This window comes from Streptomyces sp. NPDC047081 (genome assembly GCF_040643775.1).
Taxonomy (GTDB): domain Bacteria; phylum Actinomycetota; class Actinomycetes; order Streptomycetales; family Streptomycetaceae; genus Streptomyces.
The window spans coordinates 136954-155959 of sequence record NZ_JBEYUY010000010.1; the positions used below are offsets into that span (position 1 = coordinate 136954).

Annotated in this window: 16 protein-coding genes; 8 read left to right on the plus strand and 8 right to left on the minus strand. The window is 71.9% G+C overall.

The genetic code is table 11. The features are described 5' to 3' along the window. Positions 1–101: 101 nt before the first annotated feature. From ABZ848_RS20820 to ABZ848_RS20840, 5 genes are read left to right on the plus strand one after another with little or no spacing between them, the layout of a single operon-like run. Entirely contained in the window at positions 102–1253 is a 1152-nt protein-coding gene (locus tag ABZ848_RS20820) for an extracellular solute-binding protein (protein ID WP_360833788.1), read from the plus strand. Continuing rightward, entirely contained in the window at positions 1250–2149 is a 900-nt protein-coding gene (locus ABZ848_RS20825) for an ABC transporter permease subunit (RefSeq protein WP_360833790.1), read from the plus strand. Before ABZ848_RS20820 ends, ABZ848_RS20825 begins: the two co-directional genes overlap by 4 nt. Next, on the plus strand, positions 2134–2952 hold the full coding sequence (locus tag ABZ848_RS20830) for an ABC transporter permease subunit (protein WP_242767227.1): 819 nt from the start codon (positions 2134–2136) through the stop codon (positions 2950–2952). The genes ABZ848_RS20825 and ABZ848_RS20830 overlap by 16 nt, the downstream gene beginning before the upstream one ends. Before the next feature lie 5 nt (positions 2953–2957). Further along, a complete protein-coding gene (locus tag ABZ848_RS20835; RefSeq protein ID WP_360833793.1) occupies positions 2958–4034 on the plus strand; it encodes an ABC transporter ATP-binding protein in 1077 nt (358 codons plus the stop codon). Between the two features lie 49 nt (positions 4035–4083). Further along, the gene (locus ABZ848_RS20840) at positions 4084–5550 is read left to right on the plus strand and encodes an HAD-IA family hydrolase (RefSeq protein ID WP_360833795.1); all 1467 of its coding nucleotides are present in this window, start codon (positions 4084–4086) and stop codon (positions 5548–5550) included. Here the strand turns inward: ABZ848_RS20840 and ABZ848_RS20845 are convergent. Beyond that, a complete protein-coding gene (locus ABZ848_RS20845) occupies positions 5534–6145 on the minus strand; it encodes a hypothetical protein (RefSeq protein ID WP_360833797.1) in 612 nt (203 codons plus the stop codon). The two genes, ABZ848_RS20840 and ABZ848_RS20845, sit on opposite strands and share 17 nt — an antisense overlap. A gap of 99 nt (positions 6146–6244) precedes the next feature. Beyond that, positions 6245–8515, minus strand: coding sequence for a M4 family metallopeptidase (locus ABZ848_RS20850; RefSeq protein WP_360833799.1), 2271 nt, complete (start codon positions 8513–8515; stop codon positions 6245–6247). A 368-nt stretch (positions 8516–8883) separates the two neighbouring features. On the opposite strand from ABZ848_RS20850, the gene ABZ848_RS20855 reads away from it, so the two are divergent. The 3 genes from ABZ848_RS20855 (at position 8884) to ABZ848_RS20865 (ending at position 10387) form a co-directional block, all read left to right on the plus strand. Beyond that, positions 8884–9258 (plus strand): hypothetical protein, encoded by a 375-nt coding sequence (locus ABZ848_RS20855; RefSeq protein WP_360833801.1) that lies wholly within the window; start codon positions 8884–8886, stop codon positions 9256–9258. Between the two features lie 194 nt (positions 9259–9452). Continuing rightward, a complete protein-coding gene (locus ABZ848_RS20860; RefSeq protein ID WP_360833803.1) occupies positions 9453–9818 on the plus strand; it encodes a metalloregulator ArsR/SmtB family transcription factor in 366 nt (121 codons plus the stop codon). A gap of 110 nt (positions 9819–9928) precedes the next feature. After that, complete coding sequence (locus ABZ848_RS20865) at positions 9929–10387, plus strand: hypothetical protein (protein WP_360833805.1); 459 nt, start codon at positions 9929–9931, stop codon at positions 10385–10387. A 3-nt stretch (positions 10388–10390) separates the two neighbouring features. On the opposite strand, the gene ABZ848_RS20870 is transcribed toward ABZ848_RS20865, so the two are convergent. The 6 genes from ABZ848_RS20870 to ABZ848_RS20895 form a co-directional block, all read right to left on the minus strand. Beyond that, complete coding sequence (locus ABZ848_RS20870; protein ID WP_360833807.1) at positions 10391–11386, minus strand: MASE1 domain-containing protein; 996 nt, start codon at positions 11384–11386, stop codon at positions 10391–10393. A gap of 142 nt (positions 11387–11528) precedes the next feature. Further along, positions 11529–12359 (minus strand): PP2C family protein-serine/threonine phosphatase, encoded by an 831-nt coding sequence (locus ABZ848_RS20875; RefSeq protein ID WP_360833809.1) that lies wholly within the window; start codon positions 12357–12359, stop codon positions 11529–11531. A 150-nt stretch (positions 12360–12509) separates the two neighbouring features. Next, positions 12510–14150: a phosphoglucomutase (alpha-D-glucose-1,6-bisphosphate-dependent) gene (gene pgm / locus ABZ848_RS20880; protein WP_360833811.1), complete on the minus strand. Its 1641-nt coding sequence runs from the start codon at positions 14148–14150 to the stop codon at positions 12510–12512. 107 nt (positions 14151–14257) lie between these two features. Then, entirely contained in the window at positions 14258–15421 is a 1164-nt protein-coding gene (locus tag ABZ848_RS20885) for a serine hydrolase domain-containing protein (RefSeq protein ID WP_360833813.1), read from the minus strand. Positions 15422–15514: 93 nt separating this feature from the next. Then, positions 15515–17134, minus strand: coding sequence for a serine/threonine-protein kinase (locus tag ABZ848_RS20890; protein ID WP_360834136.1), 1620 nt, complete (start codon positions 17132–17134; stop codon positions 15515–15517). 51 nt (positions 17135–17185) lie between these two features. Beyond that, a complete protein-coding gene (locus tag ABZ848_RS20895) occupies positions 17186–18613 on the minus strand; it encodes an O-antigen ligase family protein (RefSeq protein ID WP_360833815.1) in 1428 nt (475 codons plus the stop codon). Positions 18614–19006: the final 393 nt, after the last annotated feature.

The following is a 19006-nucleotide window of genomic DNA, read 5'->3' on the forward strand; positions in this document are numbered from 1 at the left end:
CACTGTTTACGAACGCGTCACCACAGGCAGCATTACTGGGGCCAACTTGTTCAGACAAGTTGTCACCCTCGAGCGTCCCCTGCGCCCCTCCTGGAGTCACCGTGTCCCAGTCGAGAACAGCCGTCCTGACCGGCTCCCTCGCCGTCGTTGCCGCACTCGCCCTGAGTGCCTGCGGCGCCGCTCCCGACAACGCCTCGACGACGGCCGACGGCAAGAACGCCGCGACCGCCACCTCCGCGGCCGACTTCGGCGGCCTCGACGCCCTGGTGAAGGCCGCCAAGAAGGAGGGCACGCTGCACGCCATCGCGCTCCCCCGCGACTGGGCGAACTACGGCGCCCTGATCGACGGCTTCACCAAGAAGTACGGCATCAAGATCACGGTGGAGAACCCGGACGGCTCCAGCCAGGACGAGATCAACGCCGTCACCTCCCGCAAGGGCCAGGACCGCGCCCCCGACGTCCTGGACCTCGGCTCCTCCTTCGCGCTCAGCGCCGCCCAGCAGGGTCTGCTCGCGCCGTACAAGGTGGCCTCGTACGCCGACATCCCGACCGGTCAGAAGGACCCGCAGGCCCGCTGGTACAACGACTACGGCGGCTACATCTCCATCGGCTGCGACGCGGGGCGCGTCAAGACCTGCCCGACGACCTTCGCGGACCTGCTCAAGCCGCAGTACAAGGGCCAGGTCGCGCTCAACGGCAACCCGACCAAGTCGGGTTCGGCCTTCGGCGGTGTGTACGCGGCGGCGCTCGCGAGCGGTGGCTCCTTCGACGACATCCAGCCGGGCCTGGACTTCTTCGCCAAGCTGAAGAAGAACGGCAACTACACGCCCGTGGAGTCGACTCCGGCGACCGTCGAGAAGGGCGAGACGCCGATCAGCATCGACTGGGACTACCTCAACGCCGGGTACGCCGACGAGTTCAAGTCCAAGGGCCTGGACTGGAAGGTGTCGATCCCCTCCGACGGCCAGTACGCCCAGTACTACTCCCAGGCCATCAACAAGGACGCCCCGCACCCGGCGGCCGCCCGGCTGTGGCAGGAGTACCTGTACAGCACCGAGGGCCAGAACCTGTGGCTGAAGGGGTACGCCCGCCCGGCCCTGATGACCGCGATGGAGAAGGCCGGCACTCTCGACAAGACGGCCGCCGCGAAGCTCCCGCAGGTCTCCGGTACGCCGTCCTTCCCGACCGAGGCCCAGCAGAGCAAGGCCAAGACGGTCATCGCGCAGGGCTGGGCGAAGGCCGTCTCCGGATGACGACCACCCTCACGAGGGCCGATGTGGTGCCCGCCGCTTCCCCGAAGCGGCGGGCCCGCGCCGGCGGCGCTCTCGCCGTCGTCCCCCTCCTCGCCTTCACCGCGATCGCCTTCGGGATCCCGGCGATCGCCATGCTGAACGGCGCGTTCAGCGTCAAGGACCAGGCCACGGGCGCCAGTTCGTACGGCACCGCGAACCTGACGACCTCGTTGCAGGGCGCGTACCTGACCGCGCTGCTGGGCAGCGTCAAGCTGTCCGCGGTCTCCGCCGCCATCGGGACGCTCCTCGGGCTGCCGCTCGCGCAGGTGATCGTGACCTCCCGTTTCCGGGTGCTGCGCGAGGCCGCGCTCACCGCCTCCGGTGTGCTCGCGAACTTCGGCGGCATCCCGCTGGCCTTCGCGTTCGTGGCCACGCTCGGCAACGCGGGCGTACTGACCCGGCATCTGGGCCTCACGGACGCGGGCTGGGACCTCTACAGCTTCTGGGGCCTGGTCATCGTCTACCTGTACTTCCTGATCCCGCTGATGGTGCTCACCATCACGCCGGCCCTGGAGGGGCTGCGCTCGCAGTGGCGTGAGGCGGCGCAGAACAACGGCGCCACCGGCCTGCAGTACTGGCGACACGTCGCCCTGCCGGTGCTGCTGCCCTCGCTGCTCGGCGGTTTCGTGCTGCTGTTCGGCAGCGCGTTCGCCGCGTACGCCACCGCCGCGGCCATGGTGGGCAGTTCGGTGCCGCTGGTCACCCTGCAGATCGCCGACGCCATCTCCGGCAACGTGCTCGTCGGCCAGGAGAACGTGGCCCTCGCGCTGAGCCTCGACATGGTCCTGGTCGCCGGGCTCGTCATGGCCGTGTACCTGCCCCTGCAACGACGGAGCGCGCGATGGCTCGACGCCTGAACCCGTGGCGGTGGGTGGTCCTCGGCCTCGCCGCCCTGTACTTCCTGGTCCCGCTCGCCGCGTCGGTGGTCTTCACGGTCGACGTGCCGGGCCAGGGCGTCACCTTCGACGCCTACTCGCAGATCGTCTCCACCGAGGGCTTCGGCTCCAGCCTGCTGCTCTCGCTGGAGCTGGCGGCCGCGACGATCGCCCTGGTCCTGCTGCTGATGGTGCCCGCCATGGTCGCGCTGCGGCTGGGCGCGCCCCGGCTGCGGCCGGTGGTGGAGGTGCTGTGCTCGCTGCCGCTGGTCGTCCCGCCGATCGCGTTCGTCGCCGGGATCGCCACGGTCCTCAAGTGGGGCCCCGAGTACCTGTCCCGCACCCCGCTGTTCGAGACGTTCGTGGCGATCCAGAACCCGAGCTTCCCGTTCGTGCTGGTCCTCGCCTACGTGGTGATGGCGCTGCCGTTCGTGTACCGGGCGCTGGACTCCGGGCTGCGCGCCATCGACGTACGCACCCTCGTGGAGGCCGCCCGCAGCTGCGGGGCCGGCTGGCCGCAGGCGCTGCTGCGGGCCGTGCTGCCCAACCTGCGCGGGGCCCTGCTCAACGCGTCCTTCCTCACCCTCGCCCTGGTGCTCGGCGAGTTCACCGTGGCCCAGCTGCTCGGCTTCCAGCCGTTCGCCGTGTGGATCTACAGCGTCGGCGGTTCGCAGGCCCAGCTGTCCGTCGCCGTGTCCGTGCTGAGCCTGCTCGTCACATGGGCCCTGCTCCTCGCGCTCGCCGGCCTCGGCGGGCGCGACCGTACCGCTTCGTCCCGGGGATGACCACCATGACCGCCACCACCGCTGAGAAGACGGCCGTCGACAAGGCCGCCACCGTCGAATTCCGTGGTCTGCGCCGGGAGTTCGGGGCGACCGTCGCCCTTGACGGCCTCGACCTGACCGTGCGGCCGGGTGAGTTCCTGGCGCTGCTGGGCCCGTCCGGGTGCGGCAAGACGACCGCGCTGCGCATGCTCGCCGGGTTCGAACACCCGGACTCCGGCGAGGTGTTGGTCGACGGCGAGGACGTGACCCGGGTCCCGGCGCACCGCCGTGACGCCGGGATGGTCTTCCAGTCGTACAGCCTCTTCCCGCATCTCAACGCCCTCGACAACGTGGCCTTCGGGCTGCGGATGCGCAAGGTGGGGACGGCCGAACGCCGTTCTCGCGCGGCCGAGTTGCTGGAGCTGGTCGGTCTCGCCGACAAGGGCGACCGGTTCCCGCACCAGCTCTCCGGCGGCCAGCAGCAGCGCATCGCGCTCGCCCGCGCCCTCGCACTGCGGCCGCGTGTCCTGCTCCTGGACGAGCCGCTGTCCGCGCTCGACGCCAAGGTGCGGCTGACGCTGCGCGAGGAGATCCGCCGTCTGCAGCAGGAACTCGGCATCACCACACTGTTCGTGACACACGATCAGGAGGAGGCGTTGTCCGTCGCCGACCGGGTCGCCGTGATGCGCTCGGGACGGCTCGAACAGTGCGCCGCACCCGCCGAGTTGTACGGCCGGCCCGCCACCGCCTTCGTCGCCGAGTTCGTCGGCACGATGAGCCGGATCCCCGGGCGGCTGTCCGGTGACACGGTGGAGGTGCTCGGTGTGCGGCTGCCCGCCGACGGGACGCTTCCCGCGGACGGCGAGGTCGACGTGCTCGTGCGGCCCGAGGCCGTGCGGGTCGCCGCGGACGACACGGCCGACGCGCGGGTGATCGCCGCCGCGTTCCTCGGCGCGGCCACCCGTCTGACCGTGCGCCTCGCCGACGGCACCGAGGTGAAGGCCGACCTGCCCACCCACGAGGCGGCCGCACTGGGCGCCGGGACCGCCGTACGGGTGTCGCTGCCCGAGCGGCCGGTGCTGGTCGCCGAACGACCCGCCTGACACCCCCACACTCGTATCCCATCCGATCCCCCACTCGAAGGCAGAGACCGTGACCCAACCCCCGCTCCAGGCAGTCCTGTTCGACATGGACGGCACGCTCGTCGACACCGAGCGCCTGTGGTGGGAGGCGGTGCAGGACGTCGCGACGGAGCTGGGCCGGCCGCTGGCCGAGGCCGATCAGCCGGAGGTGCTCGGCCGGCCGGTCGAGCACACCGCCGGCTGGCTCGGCGGGCTCACCGGGGCGCGGGACCTCGCCGCACGGCTGCACCGGGAGTTCGCCGAGCGCGTGCGCACCGGCATCGTGCCGCGCCCCGGCGCGCTCGCCCTCCTCGACGCCCTCGCCCGCGACGGCGTACCGACCGCCCTGGTCACCGCCTCTCCCCGGGCGGTCGCCGACAGCGTGCTGGCCGTGCTCGGCGCGGACCGCTTCCGGGTGTCGGTCACCGCGGACGACACCCCGGCCACCAAGCCCGACCCGGACCCCTACCTCGCCGCCTGCCGGGCCCTCGGTGTCGACCCGGCCCGCTGCGTGGCCGTGGAGGACACCCCCACGGGCGTCACATCCGCCGAGGCCGCCGGGTGCGCCGTCCTGGCGGTGCCCTCGCTCGCGCCCATCGCCCCGGCCCCCGGGCGGACGGTGGTGCCCAGCCTGGAGGAGGTGACACCGGCCCGGCTGCGGGACCTGGTCCGGCCCCGGCTGCGGGTGCTGAGCTGGAACCTCTGGTACGGCGGTACGAAGGTCGACGACCACCGCGCCAAGCAGCTCAAGGTGATCCTGGACACCGAGGCCGACGTGGTGGGCCTGCAGGAGACGGCCGGCACGGCGGCCCGGGAACTCGCCGAGGCACTGGGCTGGTACCACCACGAGGCCGGCGAGAACCTCGGCATCATCAGCCGCCACCCGATCACGGCCGGCCTCGGCGACCCCGGTGTCGGCTTCTACGGGGCGGCGGGCGCGCGCATCACTGTCGACGGCCTCCGCGAGGTGGACGTGTGGACGGCCCACCTCCACTACACGCCGTACGGGCCGTACGAGGCCGCCTTCGACGGCCTGCCGCCCGCCGAGCTGATCGCTCACGAGGGCGTACGGCTGGAGCAGATGCGGGAGGCGCTGCGGTGGATCGCCGAGTCGGGCGGCGCCGGACGTCCCGTGGTCCTCACCGGGGACTTCAACTGCCCCTCGCACCTGGACTGGCCCGACGTGGACTGGCCGGTGACCAGGGCCGCCGAGGCGGCCGGCCTGCGCGATTCCTACCGCGAGGCCCATCCCGACCCGGTGCGCGCCCCCGGCCACACGTGGTCCCCGATCCACCCGGTGCACGAGGACGATCACAGCCGCCCGGAGCCCCAGGACCGCATCGACTACGTCCTCCACAACGGCCACGGCCTCGACGTGACCGACGCCCGCACGGTCGTCACCGGCGTCCCGCGCCCGTGGCCCGACGTCGCCGGCAACGACTGGCCGTCGGACCACGCGGCGGTCCTGACGACGTTCACCCTCACCCCTCCGGAGTGATCGTCAGCTCGCCGAGCTCCTCGGTCGCGGCATCGAGGAAGCGCTGCCGCGCCGATTCCACGTCCGTGGCCCCGTCCCACGAGCCCTGGTAGAGGATCCGCTCGGCGATCCGCACCATCCGTTCCTGGAGGGCGGGGTCGTCGGTCTCCCGGTAGCGGGCGTTGACCTCGTCGAACTCGACGCGTGCGCCCTCCGGCAGGTCCATGGCGGTCACGGCCGCGAGGGCCTCCTCGGCGACGACCGCCACGCTCGGCGGGCCGACGATCCGGATGCGGAAGACGGTGGTGAACAGGCGTCCACCGAGGTCCTGCACCCGCCTCCAGTTCTCGTACCTCGGCGGGAGTTCGCTGTGGAACCGCCCCCGGGCCAGGGTGTATTCGTGCCAGGCGGTGAGGAACTCGGCGTACGCCGTGCTGCGTTGGCCGCGCACCCACTGCTCCCGCTCGGCATGCGACTGATGGCGGATCTGGTGCAGGAGGGCCGCCGCGTTCCGGTCCGCTCCGATCTTCGCGCCGAAGATGGCGGCCAGCCCGCCCAGTCCCGCGCCCAGCACACCGACCGCGCCCGCCGCGATCGCGGCGACTCCTCCGTCCATGCGGTCATCCTCACCGCCGTCCCGGCCGGGCAACCCTGACGCACCGCCGCCCGGCGCACGCGAGGTGGCCGGGCGGCGGTCGTCGTCAGGGGGCGGGGGTCAGGGAATCAGGTACCACTTCTCGATGTAGCCGACGTCGATCGCCGCCCGGTCCTGGACGCGGAGTTTCCAGGTGCCGGAGGCGGGCTGGTCGGAGGCGTCGACGATGAAGGTCTGGTCGACGTTGTCGGCCGAGCCGCCGCTTCGGTTGAGCAGGGAGTAGACCTTGCCGTTGGGGCCGACGAGGTCGACGGTGAGGTCTCCGCGGTAGGTGTGGACGATCTTGACATAGACCTCGGTGGTGGCGGAGGCGTTGCCGGTGCGGTCGGCGACCGTGACCGGGGACTCGACCGCGGCTCCGTTGTCGGGGATGTCGACCCGGGTGGCGTTGGCGTACAGGTTCGCCACCCGCCAGGTGAAGGACCGGCTCGCGGTCGAGCCGGTGTCGTCGGTGACCGTCACCGTCACGTCCTGCGTGCCGGCGATGGTCGGTGTGCCGCTGATGAGGCCCGTGGGACTGATGGTCAGGCCGTCCGGCAGGCCGGTCGCCGAATAGGTGAGCGCGGAGCCGGAGTTGGTCGTGTAGGCGTCGACCTGGAGGGAGACCTGGTCGCCGACTCCGCTGGTCTGATTGGCCGTTGCCGCGATGTTGACGCCCGGCGCGACGCGCTCGCCCACGTTGATGCCGGCCCAGGCGTCGGAGACGGCCAGGTAGGTGGGGCTGTAGGCGCCGAACAGGTCGGCCGCCGCCTGGAGGGTGGCGGTGCGCGCGCCGGCGTAGTTCGTGGTGGAGGTCATGTACGTGGTCAGGGCCCGGTACCAGATCCGCTGGGCGTTCTCGATGCCGATGCCGGTGACCGGGAGGCCGTCGTGGGTGGGGCTGTCGTAGGCGACCCCGTTGACGGTCTTCGCGCCGCTGCCCTCCGACAGGAGGTAGAAGAAGTGGTTCGCCGGGCCGGAGGAGTAGTGGACGTCGATGTTGCCGAGCGAGGAGTCCCAGTAGTCGCGGGAGGTGCCGTCCCTGGACGGCTTGTCCATGTAGCGCAGCGGGGTGCCGTCGCCGTTGATGTCGATCTTCTCGCCGACCAGGTAGTCGGGGACGTCGGCGGGCAGGTCGGCGTGGAACTCGACCGCGGCGGCGAAGATGTCCGAGGTCGCCTCGTTGAGGCCGCCCGACTCGCCGGAGTAGGTCAGGCCGGCGGTGGCGCTGGTGACGCCGTGGCTCATCTCGTGCGCGGCGACGTCGAGAGCGGTGAGCGGGTGGGTGTTGCCGGAGCCGTCGCCGTAGGTCATGCAGAAGCAGGTGTCGGACCAGAAGGCGTTGACGTAGTTGTTGCCGTAGTGGGCCCGGCTGTAGGCGGCGACCCCGTCGTTGCGGATGCCGTTGCGGCCGAAGACGTCCTTGTAGTAGTCCCAGGTCGCCGCCGCGCCGAACGCGACGTCCACGCCCGCGGTCTGGCGGTCGGCCGGGGTTCCGTCGCCCCAGATATCGTTGTCATCGGTGAACAGGGTGCCGGTGCCGGAGGTTCCCTGGTTGAGGTCGTAGGTACGGTGACCCGCACGGTCGCCGTCGACGAGCTGGTAGGTCGAGCCGGACAGCGTGGTGCCGAGCGGCACGGTTCCGTTGAACTGCCCGGTGCCGGTGCCGGTTTCGACGCCTTGGTAGCGGAAGAGTTCCTTCCCCGTGCGGGCGTCGGTGATCACGTGCAGTTCGCTGGGTGTCCCGTCGTCCTGGAAGCCACCGACCACCGACTCCCACGCCAGGGCGGGTTTCCCGGAGGCGGCCCAGACGACCCGGCGCGGCGCGCCGTCGATCTCCGCGGCTTTCGCGCCGGCCTTCCTGGCGGCGGTGAGCGCACGGCTCTTCGCGCTGACGGCGGTGACCTTCGGCCTGGTGGTCGGGACGGTGAGCGTGGCGCCGGTCGCCCTGCTGCTCGTGGTCCGGCCCTTCCCGGTGTGCACGACCAGGTCGCCGCCGAGGACCGGCATCCCGGCGTACGTCCGCTCGTAACGGGTGTGGGTCGTACCGTCGGCGTCCTGTACGACGTCCTTGACGACCAGCTTCTCCTTGGCGCCCAGACCGAGGGTCCGGGCGGTGGCGGCGGCCTTCTCGGTGGCGTTCTCGACGAGGGCTGCGCGGCGCGCCGGGGTGAGCGGGACCTGGGCCGCGCCCGACCTCGGCGTGGCGAGGATCTTTCCGTGGCCGCGCGCGGCGGGTGCCGCACCGGCGGTGCCGGTCTGAACTCCGGTCGCCAGCAGGGTACTTATGGCCGTGAGGGCGAGGGCAAGGGTGTATCTGGAGCGGTGCGAGGAAGGGTGTTGCCGCGACAAGTCGTTCTCCTTCTGCAGCGAACGGCCCCGGTCGAAGGCCGTGGAGGTGGGGGAAGAGAGGGAACGAGAAAGGCGGAGGAATCGTGCAAGTTGTGAATGCACGGTGAAGTCCGCGGACAGCAGACTGTCACTCGATCCACCTGCTTGTCATGGATGCAACAACACAACGGCTGGAAACCGACGCCAACTTCCGGTCCCGTCAGGCCAGTTCCGGACTCTCAAGCGAACGTCGAACGTCGGTCTTCGTCCAGCATGTGTCAGTCCCAGAGAGACGCTCCCGCCGCTCCGGCCGCCCGCCTACGGTCCCGTGCATCGGACAGGCCGGCGGCCGCCGGTCCGCCACAGCCGACTACCAAGGGGAGGCGCACATGGCGAGTGTGGAAGTGTCGCTGAAGGAGATGATGACGGGGGTCGAGGGATCGTTGGGGGCCGCGGTCGTCGACTACACCAGCGGCATGGCCCTGGGCACACTGGGCGGGGGCAAGGACCTCGATCTGACGATCGCCTCGGCCGGCAACACGGACGTCGTGCGGGCCAAGGTGCGCACGATGGAGACGCTGGGGCTCAAGAGCCGGATCGAGGACATCCTGATCACGCTGGCCAACCAGTACCACCTGATCCGCCTGGTGACCGGCCGCAACGGGAACGGGCTGTTCCTCTACCTCGTACTGGACAAGGACCGCTCGAACCTCGCGATGGCCCGCCACCAGCTCAAGCGGGTCGAGGAGAAGCTCGAGGTCTAGGCCGCCCGGAGGTCCGGGGCTTCGTACGCCCACGATGTGAAGACTTCTTCAAGTCACCACATCAGCATGATCCCAATACGTGCCTGGGCGCGGCCCCGGACGACCAGGATCGGTTCACGAAGGGCACGTGCGGCGGCACCTCCGGGCGCCGCCGCACCGTGGCACCACACCCGAACGGCAGGGAGAGAGCACTCATGCAAGTCCCCCTCTACCAGGCCAAGGCGGACTTCTTCCGCATGCTCGGGCACCCCGTGCGCATCCGGGTCCTGGAACTGCTCCAGCACGGGCCCGTCCCGGTACGGGACCTCCTCGCCGACATCGAGATCGAGCCGTCCAGCCTCTCGCAGCAGCTGGCGGTCCTGCGCCGGGCCGGCATCGTGGTGTCCATCCGGGAGGGCTCGACCGTCAGCTACGCGCTGGCCGGCGGTGACGTCGCCGAGCTCCTGCGTGCCGCCCGCCGGATCCTCACCGAGCTGCTGGACGGGCGCAACGAACTCCTCGCCGAGCTGCGCCGCGCCGACGCCCCCGCGTCGCAGGTGCCCACGAGCAGCCGCGGCTGAACCGGCCCGCGGGGTGGCGTGCATTGCTCCGCCCGAGTGGTGCTCGCCTCCGCCCGGTCGTAGCGTCGGTACAGGGACGATCGCAGAGAAACCGCAGCCGGGGAGCGGACATGCGCGCACACGCACTCACGACAGCAGCAACGCTCTGCCTGGCCGCGTCGCTCGCGGCGGCCGCGGGCGCCCCCTCGTCGGCGAGGCCGGAGTCGTCGCGGACCGTGGCGGAACAAGCCCCGGCGCCGGTGCTCGTCGACTGCTTCTGGCACCCCGAAGTGCGCCCGTCGGCGTTCATGCTCGCCTGCGGCGACGGCAACAGCCGTCTGACCTCGCTCAAGTGGTCGCAGTGGGGTGCGGACTCGGCGACCGCGCAAGGCGTGAACGTCGTCAACGACTGCAAGCCGTACTGCGCGGCGGGCACCTTCCACTCGTACGCCGTCAAGGTGCGTCTGGACCGTCCGCGGTCCTGGAAGAAGCGCCCGCAGGTACGCCACTACACCCGCATGACGCTCGTCTTCACCGGCACTCGCCCGGACACCTACCCGCCGACGGTGACCTATCCGCTGTGGGACTGAACGTCAGCCGCGGTCGTCCGCGTCCAGGGGCGGCCGGCCCTGCGGGTACTCCCCCGCGGTGAGGTGTTCCAGGACCTCGACCAGTTCCTGGCAGGCCTGTTCCACCGAGCGCCGGGTGTTGAGCTGTTCCGTGATCACGGCGGACAGCAGAAGGGCGGTCAGGGCCATCGCGCCGTTGAAGGCCTGGAGCTTGATCATCACTTCGACGCCGGTGAGGTGCGCGAAGGGGCCGACGCGGTCCGTGGCCGCGATGGTGGCCATGACCGAGGCGAACAGGGCGCACAGCATGCTGCCGGTGAGCTGGAAGCGCAGGGCCGCCCAGATGAGCAGCGGGTAGACGAGGAACAGCAGGCTGACGGAGCTTTGCGCGGCCAGGGGTATCAGCCCGCACGCCACCACGGTCAGGCCGATCGCCTCCTTCCAGCGGTGCGGATACGGCGGCCGGCGCGTCGCGGACAGCGCCAGCAGGACCGGCGTGACGATCAGGACGCCCATCGCGTCACCCGCCCACCAGGCCGACCAGACCAGCCAGAAGCCGCTCATGGCGAGCTTGCCGGTGAGCACGAGCAGGCCCGCGCCCGCGGTGGCGCTGATCAGCATGGCGGCGAGGGCGCCGAGGAAGACCAGGCCGAGACCGTCCCGCAGGCGCGCGAGGTCGGTGCGGAAGCCGACCTTGCGGAGCAGGAAGTAGGCGGCGAGCGGGGCGAGGGTGTTGCCCAGCAGGGTGCCGAGCACGGCGAGCTGCGGGGTGGTGATCGACATGACGACGAGCAGGGAGCCGATCGCGATGCCGGGCCAGGAGCTGAGCCCGAACAGCAGCAGACAGGTCAGCGCGACGCCGGTGGGCGGCCAGATGGGTGTGACCACGGCCCCCTCGACCACGAGCTGCCGCAGCAGCCCCAGCCGCCCGGCCGCGAAGTAGCAGGCGGCGACGGCCAGAGTCCTCAGGGCGAAGAGGCCCGGCCTGCGCAGATCCTGGGTGGTCACCACAGTTGCCATCAGACACCGAGGGGGGCCGGTCGGCGAGGCGAGCGGGACGGGGCGGCCGAGGGTGGCTTACGGGAGAGGCCGGCTGGAAGGGCTGGACGAGGGCCGACGAACCCCCGGGGAAGCGTGCGTCCGCCTTGGCCGTCCTCGCGCCCTATCGCCGAGCCGCCGGCCCGTCGTGACCCACCACCAGTACCGCCGCGTCGTCCTCGTGGCCGACGCGTTCCGCGACCTTCATCACGGCCGCCGCCAGCGAGCTCGCCTCCATGCCCGCGACCGCCGCGATCCCGGCGAGGCGTACCACCTGGTCGAGGCCCTCGTCGACGCTCAGGGACGGGCCCTCGACGACGCCGTCCGTGAGCAGGACGAAGACGCCGCCCGTGGTGAGCCGGTGGCGGGTCACCGCGTACTCCATGCCCTGCTGGATGCCGAGCGGCGGTCCGCCCTCGTCCTCGGCGATGCCGGACCGGCCGTCCTGCGTGGCCCAGATGTGCGGGGTGTGCCCGGCGCGGGCGCTCTCCAGGACCCCGGTGGCCGGGTCGAGCCGCATGAAGGTGCAGGTGGCGAAGAGGTCGGTGCCCAGGGAGAGCAGCAGGTCGTTGGTGCGGGAGAGCAGCTCGCCGGGTTCGCTCGTGACAGAGGCGAGCGCGCGGAGGGTGACCCGGACCTGGCCCATGAAGGCGGCCGCCTCGATGTTGTGGCCCTGGACGTCGCCGATCGACAGTCCGATCCGGCCGTCGGGCATCGTGAAGGCGTCGTACCAGTCGCCGCCCACGTTGAGGCCGTGGTAGGCGGGCGCGTACCGGACGGCCAGGTGGAGGCCGGGGGCGGCGGGCAGGTCCCTGGGCAGCATGCCGCGCTGCAGGGCGACGGCGAGCTCGACGCGCGAGCGCTGCAGCTCCGCCAGCTCGCGCGCCTGGGCGGTCAGCGACCCGAGGCGGGCGAGCAGCTCGTCGCCGTCCTCCGTTGGGCGCATCAGGGACATTGATCACTCCGGCGGGGCCGTGGGCCGTGGCCCCTTCAGGGCAAAACCCCAGATTATGCGTTTAAAGGGATGATAGCGACATCACGCCGCTGTCCCCGAGTCCGCAGGTCCTGGGGCCGCCCTCCGGGGCCACACGCCCGCCCCGCCGGTTCAGCCGCCGAGGGCCGCCATGACCACGTCCTTGGCCTCCTCCTGCACCTGACGCAGGTGGTCGGCGCCCCGGAACGACTCGGCGTAGATCTTGTACACGTCCTCCGTGCCGGAGGGCCGCGCCGCGAACCAGGCGTTCTCGGTGCTCACCTTGATGCCGCCGATGGCCGCGCCGTTGCCAGGGGCCTCGGTGAGCACGCCCGTGACCGGCTCCCCGGCCAGGGTGTCGGCGGTGACCTGGGCGGGCGAGAGCTTGGCGAGCAGGGCCTTCTCCTCGCGAGTGGCGGGAGCGTCGATGCGCGCGTACGCGGGCGAGCCGAAGCGGTCGGTGAGGGCGGCGTAGTGCTCGGACGGGGTCTTCCCGGTGACCGCGGTGATCTCGGAGGCGAGCAGCGCCAGGATGATGCCGTCCTTGTCGGTGGTCCACACCGACCCGTCCCGGCGCAGGAAGGACGCGCCGGCCGACTCCTCGCCGCCGAAGCCGATCGACCCGTCGACCAGCCCGTCCACGAACCACTTGAACCCGACGGGCACCTCGACCAGCCGGCGCCCGAGGTCCGCGGCGACCCGGTCGATCATCCCGGACGAGACGAGGGTCTTGCCGATGCCCGCGTCGGCGGGCCACTCCTTGCGGTGGGCGTAAAGGTAGGCGATGGCGGCCGCGAGGTAGTGGTTGGGGTTCATGAGCCCCGCGTCCGGGGTGACGATGCCGTGCCGGTCGGCGTCGGCGTCGTTGCCGGTGGAGATCTGGAAGCGGTCGCGCCGCTCGATGAGCGAGGCCATCGCGAACGGCGAGGAGCAGTCCATGCGGATCTTGCCGTCCCAGTCCAGGGTCATGAACCGCCAGGTGGGGTCGGCGAGGGGGTTGACGACGGTCAGGTCGAGCCGGTGCTGTTCGGCGATCCGGCCCCAGTAGGCGACCGAGGCCCCGCCCAGCGGGTCGGCGCCGATCCGGACGCCCGCGGTGCGGATCGCGTCCAGGTCGAGGACGTTCGGCAGGTCGGCGACGTACGCGCCGAGGAAGTCGTGCCGGCGGGTGGTCTCCGCGGCGAGCGCGCGGACGTACGGGACGCGCCGTACGTCCTTCATGCCGCCCGTGATGATGGCGTTGGCGCGGTCCTGGATCCAGGAGGTGGCGTCGGAGCCGGCCGGGCCGCCGCTGGGCGGGTTGTACTTGAAGCCGCCGTCGGCGGGCGGGTTGTGCGACGGGGTGACGACGACGCCGTCGGCGAGGCCGGAGGTGCGGCCGCGGTTGTGGGTGAGGATGGCGTGCGAGACCGCGGGGGTGGGCGTGTAGCCGTCCGCGCTGTCGATGAGCACGGTGACCCCGTTGGCGGCGAACACCTCCAGGGCGGTGACCTGGGCCGGCTCGGACAGGGCGTGGGTGTCGGCGCCGAGGAAGAGCGGGCCGTCGGTGCCCTGTTCGGTGCGGTACTCGCAGATCGCCTGGCTGGTCGCGGCGATGTGGTCCTCGTTGAACGCGGTCGCCAGGGACGACCCGCGGTGTCCTGACGTACCGAAGGCCACCCGCTGGCCCGGGTCGGACGGGTCCGGGTGCAGCGCGTAGTACGCGGTGACCAGCCGGGCGACGTCGACGAGATCCTCGGGTCCGGCAGGCTGACCCGCTCGCTCGTGCTGCATGTGCCCGCTCCTCCACATCGGTTGACCAAAAGCGTTTGCCGCGCCCATCCTCCCCCGTGGCCGGGCCGGTTCGCGAGTGTGCGCTCCTCACGCACACTCGCGTGCGGTCACCGCTTCCGCAGGAGCGCGCAGACGAAGTTCTCCTCGACGGCACGCATCTTCTTCAACAGCTTCGGTTTGAGGCCCTCGTTGATCTGGGTGGTGACGGAGAAGGTGAGCGACCTGCGGCCGTCGGGGGTGGCGGCGATCAGCTGGGTGTAGCCGGGGAAGTTGCCGGTGTGCCCCAGGACGACCCCGCACCGGGTGTCGTAGCGGAAGATGGCCAGTCCGGCGGAGTTGCGCCCGGGGCCCTGGGGCTGGGAGGCGCCGTCGATCCAGTTCCGCTGCGCGTGCACCACGTCCTTGCCGTAGAGCGCGCCGCCCGCGTAGCCGCGGATGAAGCGGGTCATGTCGGCGGGCGTGGAGATGATCCCGCCGGACGCCCAGGCCCCGGAGACCCCGAAGACCTCGCTGACGTCCGCCGGGGGCGCGGGCGGGGTCACGTCGTAGCCGTGCAGATAGGGCTCGGGCATCCGGTAGCCCTGGGGAAGGCTCGTGTCGTGCAGGCCCAAGGGCCGGTAGACGAGCGTGCGCAGCAGTTTCTCGTACGGGGTGCCGGTGGCCGCCTCCGCCATGAGGGCGACGGCGATGTTGTCCGAGTTGGAGTACTGGTAGCGGCTGCCCGGGGTGAATCTCAGCGGCTGGTCGGCCACGTAGTCGAGCAGGCGGCGGGAGTCGAAGTGGTGCCGCGGGTCGGCCGCGAGGGCCGCGCGGAACGCGGTGGCCTCGGAGAAGTCCGGCAGGCCGCTGGTGTGGTCGAGGAGTTGGCCGAGCGAGACGTCGTGCCAGGCCTTGGGCAGCCGCGGCAGCCGTTCGCCGAGGGTGTCGTCGAGGCGCAGGGCGTGCCGGTCCACCAGGCTCAGCGCGACGGCCCCGCTGAAGGCCTTCGCCGTGCTGGCGATGCGCATGTGGTCGTCGATGTGCGGGCGCCGGCCGGTGGTGAGGTCCGCGACGCCCGCACGGACGACACGGGTCTCCCCGTCCCGTCTCAGCACGGCGATGACGCCGGGCGGTCCGCCGGGAGTGTCCACCAACTGCTGGGCCTGGCGCTGGAGATCGTCGTCGTGGGTGGCGGCCGCGCTGGTGGCGGCCGGGCCGAGGGCGGCGGTGCAGACCGCGGCGAGACAGGCGGCGACCAGGCGGGAACGGGCGGGGGCGGAGCGGTGGGGCATGGGGTCTCCCGGGAGGCTGGGCTGAGGTGCAGGCCCAGCCTTTCCCTCACCCGGAGCCACAGCCTCCGGTGCTGCTGCATCCGGCGGAACGTGTCACGCGCCGGCCGGCACGACCTTGGTCACCCTGCCCTTGGGGGTGGCGTCCAGATAGCCGGTCTCGCCGTAGTTGTTGGTGAGGTAGATCCGGATGGCGACGGGTGTGTCGAAGGTGGTGTTGGGCGGCTGCAGCCACAAGTACGGGTCCGCGGGCTTCTCGACCTTCAGCTTCTTCTCGGCGAAGGCGAGCAGCGCGGGTATTTTGTCCCAGTCGAAGTCCTTGAGGCTCACCGGCTCGTTGCCGCCCATCAGGGTGCCGCCCAGCGGCCCCTTCTCCACGCCCTGCCAGGTGCGGTAGGTGTAACTGTCGTAGCGCGTCTTGCTGCCGGGGACCATCGCGTCGACCGACACGTACCCGGGGTACACCTTCAGATCGCCGAAGGTGCTACGGCCCGTCTTGTCCTCGATGGCCTTCAGCGCGGACCGGATGCCCTTGGGTGTGAGCATGCCGGTGGCGAGCTTCGAGGACGCGCTGGGCACCGGTGACCCCGAGGGCTCGGTCGTCGACGCATCCGTCGATGCATCCGCCGATGCGGAGCCGGTCTCCTGCGTGGTCCGGCTGCTGGGCCCCGGAGCCCCCGAATCCTTGTTCCCGTCGTCGCCCGACACCGCCAGCCAGGTCGCCCCGCCTGCGATTACGGCGCCCACGACCACCGACGCGAGCACCGCCCCGCGCCGCCGCCCCGGCCGCGGCACCACCGTGTCGGGAGCGGGTGGCGCCGGCGGCTGCGGTCGCGGGGGCGCCAAGGGGTAGGACGTCGTACCGGAGTCCTCCACCGCCTCCGCCGCCGCGGCCAGCAGCGCGTCGACGGTCCGTGCGTCCGGCCGCGCCGCGGGGTCGCGCACCAGGACTCGTTCCAGTACGGGCGTCAGCGGCCCGGCCTGCTTCGGCGGCGGTACGTCCTCGTGGAGTACGGCGGCCAGCGTGGCCAGCGTCGTGCCGCGCTGGAGCGGATGGTGGCCCTCGACGGCGACGTACAGCATCATCGCGAGCGACCACAGGTCGGCCGCGGGGCCGCCCTCGCCGCCCGTGACGCGTTCCGGGGCCATGTAGTCGGGCGTGCCGATGATGGAACCGGTGGCGGTCAGGGCGGTGGACTCGCGGATGGCGGCGATGCCGAAGTCGGTGAGCACGGGGCGGCCGTCGGGGCGCAGCAGGACGTTGGCGGGTTTCACGTCGCGGTGCTGGACGCCCATGGCGTGGGCCGCGCGCAGGGCGTCGAGGACGCCCCGTCCTACGCGGGCGGCCTCGGCGGGTTTCATGGGGCCGCGGGCCAGCCGGTCGGCGAGGGAGCCGCCCTCGACCAGCTCCATGACGATCCACGGGTAGGTGCCCGCGCCGCCGTCGACGATGTGATGGATCGTCACGACGTTGGGGTGCTGCACCCTGGCGAGGGCGCGGGCCTCGCGCAGCACCCGTTCGCGCAGCATCCGCGCGCTCTCCGGGTCGTACTCGGCGAGGTCCGGGTCGGCGGGCCGGACCTCCTTGACCGCCACACTGCGGTGCAGCAGCAGGTCGCGGGCCCGCCACACCGTGCCCATACCGCCGCCGCCCAGCCTGGACTCCAGCTCGAAGCGGTCGTCGACGACCCGTCTGCCGGTCTCCCCGTCGTTCATGGCGAGGAGCTTAGGGGACATGTGTTCATGGTCCGCTCGGTGCCCTTGCGGCTAGGGCCTGTCGGGCAGGTTCGGCGGCAGGGTGAAGCGGTTGGTCAGGCCGGCCGGCTCGGGTGCGGCGGGGGCGTGCCTGCGCCGCTTCTGCGGGGCGGGGACGGTGCCGGCAGGGAGTTCGGCACCCCGTCGCCAACTCCTGGGCGCCTCCGCCATGACCACCGCCACCACGCACCAGAACAGGACGTCGATGCGGTCGAGGTTGGCCGGGTGGTCGAGCATGCTCATCAGGAAGAAGCCGGTCAGGGCCGCGAGGCCGACCGTGCCGACGACGGACTTGGCGCGGGCGGCGCGGGCAGCGGAGGTCCAGGCGATCACGGTCACCGCGCCGATGGCGAGCAGACCGAGCGGGCCGGTCTCCACGAGCCAGTTGAGCCAGAGGTTGTGGGCGTGGACGAAGACCCGGTCGCCCGGTGCGGTGGCGGTGATGACGGCGCCCGACCGGCCGAGACCCACGCCGAGGGGGTTGTGCGGGGCGATGTCGAGGGCGGCGCGCCAGGCCTGGCCGCGTACGCCGAGGGAGTTCCCGGCGCGGGAGGCGAGCCAGATCGCGGCGGCCGCGGCGAGCAGACCGCCCAGGCCGACCCCGGCGACCAGACGGCGCCCGGTCCGGTCGGCGATGCGGGGCACGAACCAGTAGGCGGCGCCGAGCACGAGGAGGCCGGCGGCCGCGGCGACGTACCCGGCCCGCGAGAAGGTGGTGAGCATGGCCCCGTACCCGATGACGCCCAGGACGACGATCGCCGTACGGGCCGTGCGCTCGTCGACCGCGACGGCGGCGAGCAGCGTGAACGGCAGGAGCAGTACGAGGAAGGCGGCCAGCAGGTTGGGGTTGGCGAAGGTGCCGGTGGCCCGGATGAGCACGTCGTCGCCGCCCGCGTCGCAGGCGATGTCGGTGAGCAAACCGGTGCGGCAGAAGCCGGTCGGGGTGTCGTTGGTGAACTGGGAGAAGGCGCTGGTGCCGGCGGCGGCCACCCCGGCCAGGGCGAGGAGGCCGACGGCCCGCCAGGACTCTGACTGGGTGCGGCGCAGGCCGACGACGAGGTAGTAGCAGGCGATCACGGTGAGCAGGCCGCGCAGCGGGGCGGTGGGGTGGCCGCCGCCGTAGGTGGCCAGAACCGATGCGGCGAGCAGCAGGCCGACGGGTATGTCGAGGCGGGTACGGAAGTCCCGCAGCCGGGCGCGTGGACGGCCCGGCGCCGGTACGGCCATGGCGGTCAGGCCGAGCAGCAGCACCAGCCGCGTCGGAGTGAGGACGCCCGTGATCGGGTCGTCGGGGAAGAAGTCGGTGACCGCGTCCAGAAGCAGCACGGCGACCGCACCCAGGGGGACGAACTGCACGACCTTGGCCGCCGCCGACGACTGCCCCGCCGATGCCGATACGAGTCCGCCGGTGGGTGTCCGTCCGTCGGGTGTCGATGCCATGGCACCCGAGCCTGGGCCCCGAGCGCGAAGAGCGGGCGTCGAGCGGACGAACACGGCGGATCGGGTATGGGGACGGGGCTTTGCGGACCCTTCACGGCGATACCTCCGGTACGCCCATGCCGCGCACCGCCGCCACGTGGACTTGCGATCGCCTGACGGCTTCGGGCCTTGCGCTCGCCTCAAGACGCGCGGGCTTGCGGTCACCGCGGTGGCATCCGGCCGGGCGTCTGCCTCACGATGCGCGGGCTTGCGGTCACCGCGTGGCGTCCGGCCGGGCGCTCGCCTCACGACGGGCGGGCTTGCAGTCGCCGCAGGGCGTCCGGCGGGGCGCCCCGCCTCGCGACGCCCGTCCTCCGCGCTCCTCGCCCGGCTTCATGCTCGCCTCGCAGGGCC

What these genes read in the sequence shown, in the direction of transcription:
- ABZ848_RS20825 (WP_360833790.1), top strand. Translation starts at nt 1,250, where the DNA reads ATGACGACCACCCTCACGAGGGCCGATGTGGTGCCCGCCGCTTCCCCG.
- ABZ848_RS20830 (WP_242767227.1), top strand. Translation starts at nt 2,134, where the DNA reads ATGGCTCGACGCCTGAACCCGTGGCGGTGGGTGGTCCTCGGCCTCGCC.
- ABZ848_RS20835 (WP_360833793.1), top strand. Translation starts at nt 2,958, where the DNA reads ATGACCGCCACCACCGCTGAGAAGACGGCCGTCGACAAGGCCGCCACC.
- ABZ848_RS20845 (WP_360833797.1), bottom strand. Translation starts at nt 6,145, where the DNA reads ATGGACGGAGGAGTCGCCGCGATCGCGGCGGGCGCGGTCGGTGTGCTG.
- ABZ848_RS20855 (WP_360833801.1), top strand. Translation starts at nt 8,884, where the DNA reads ATGGCGAGTGTGGAAGTGTCGCTGAAGGAGATGATGACGGGGGTCGAG.
- ABZ848_RS20860 (WP_360833803.1), top strand. Translation starts at nt 9,453, where the DNA reads ATGCAAGTCCCCCTCTACCAGGCCAAGGCGGACTTCTTCCGCATGCTC.
- ABZ848_RS20865 (WP_360833805.1), top strand. Translation starts at nt 9,929, where the DNA reads ATGCGCGCACACGCACTCACGACAGCAGCAACGCTCTGCCTGGCCGCG.
- ABZ848_RS20870 (WP_360833807.1), bottom strand. Translation starts at nt 11,386, where the DNA reads ATGGCAACTGTGGTGACCACCCAGGATCTGCGCAGGCCGGGCCTCTTC.
- ABZ848_RS20875 (WP_360833809.1), bottom strand. Translation starts at nt 12,359, where the DNA reads ATGTCCCTGATGCGCCCAACGGAGGACGGCGACGAGCTGCTCGCCCGC.
- pgm (WP_360833811.1), bottom strand. Translation starts at nt 14,150, where the DNA reads ATGCAGCACGAGCGAGCGGGTCAGCCTGCCGGACCCGAGGATCTCGTC.
- ABZ848_RS20885 (WP_360833813.1), bottom strand. Translation starts at nt 15,421, where the DNA reads ATGCCCCACCGCTCCGCCCCCGCCCGTTCCCGCCTGGTCGCCGCCTGT.
- ABZ848_RS20890 (WP_360834136.1), bottom strand. Translation starts at nt 17,134, where the DNA reads ATGAACGACGGGGAGACCGGCAGACGGGTCGTCGACGACCGCTTCGAG.
- ABZ848_RS20895 (WP_360833815.1), bottom strand. Translation starts at nt 18,613, where the DNA reads ATGGCATCGACACCCGACGGACGGACACCCACCGGCGGACTCGTATCG.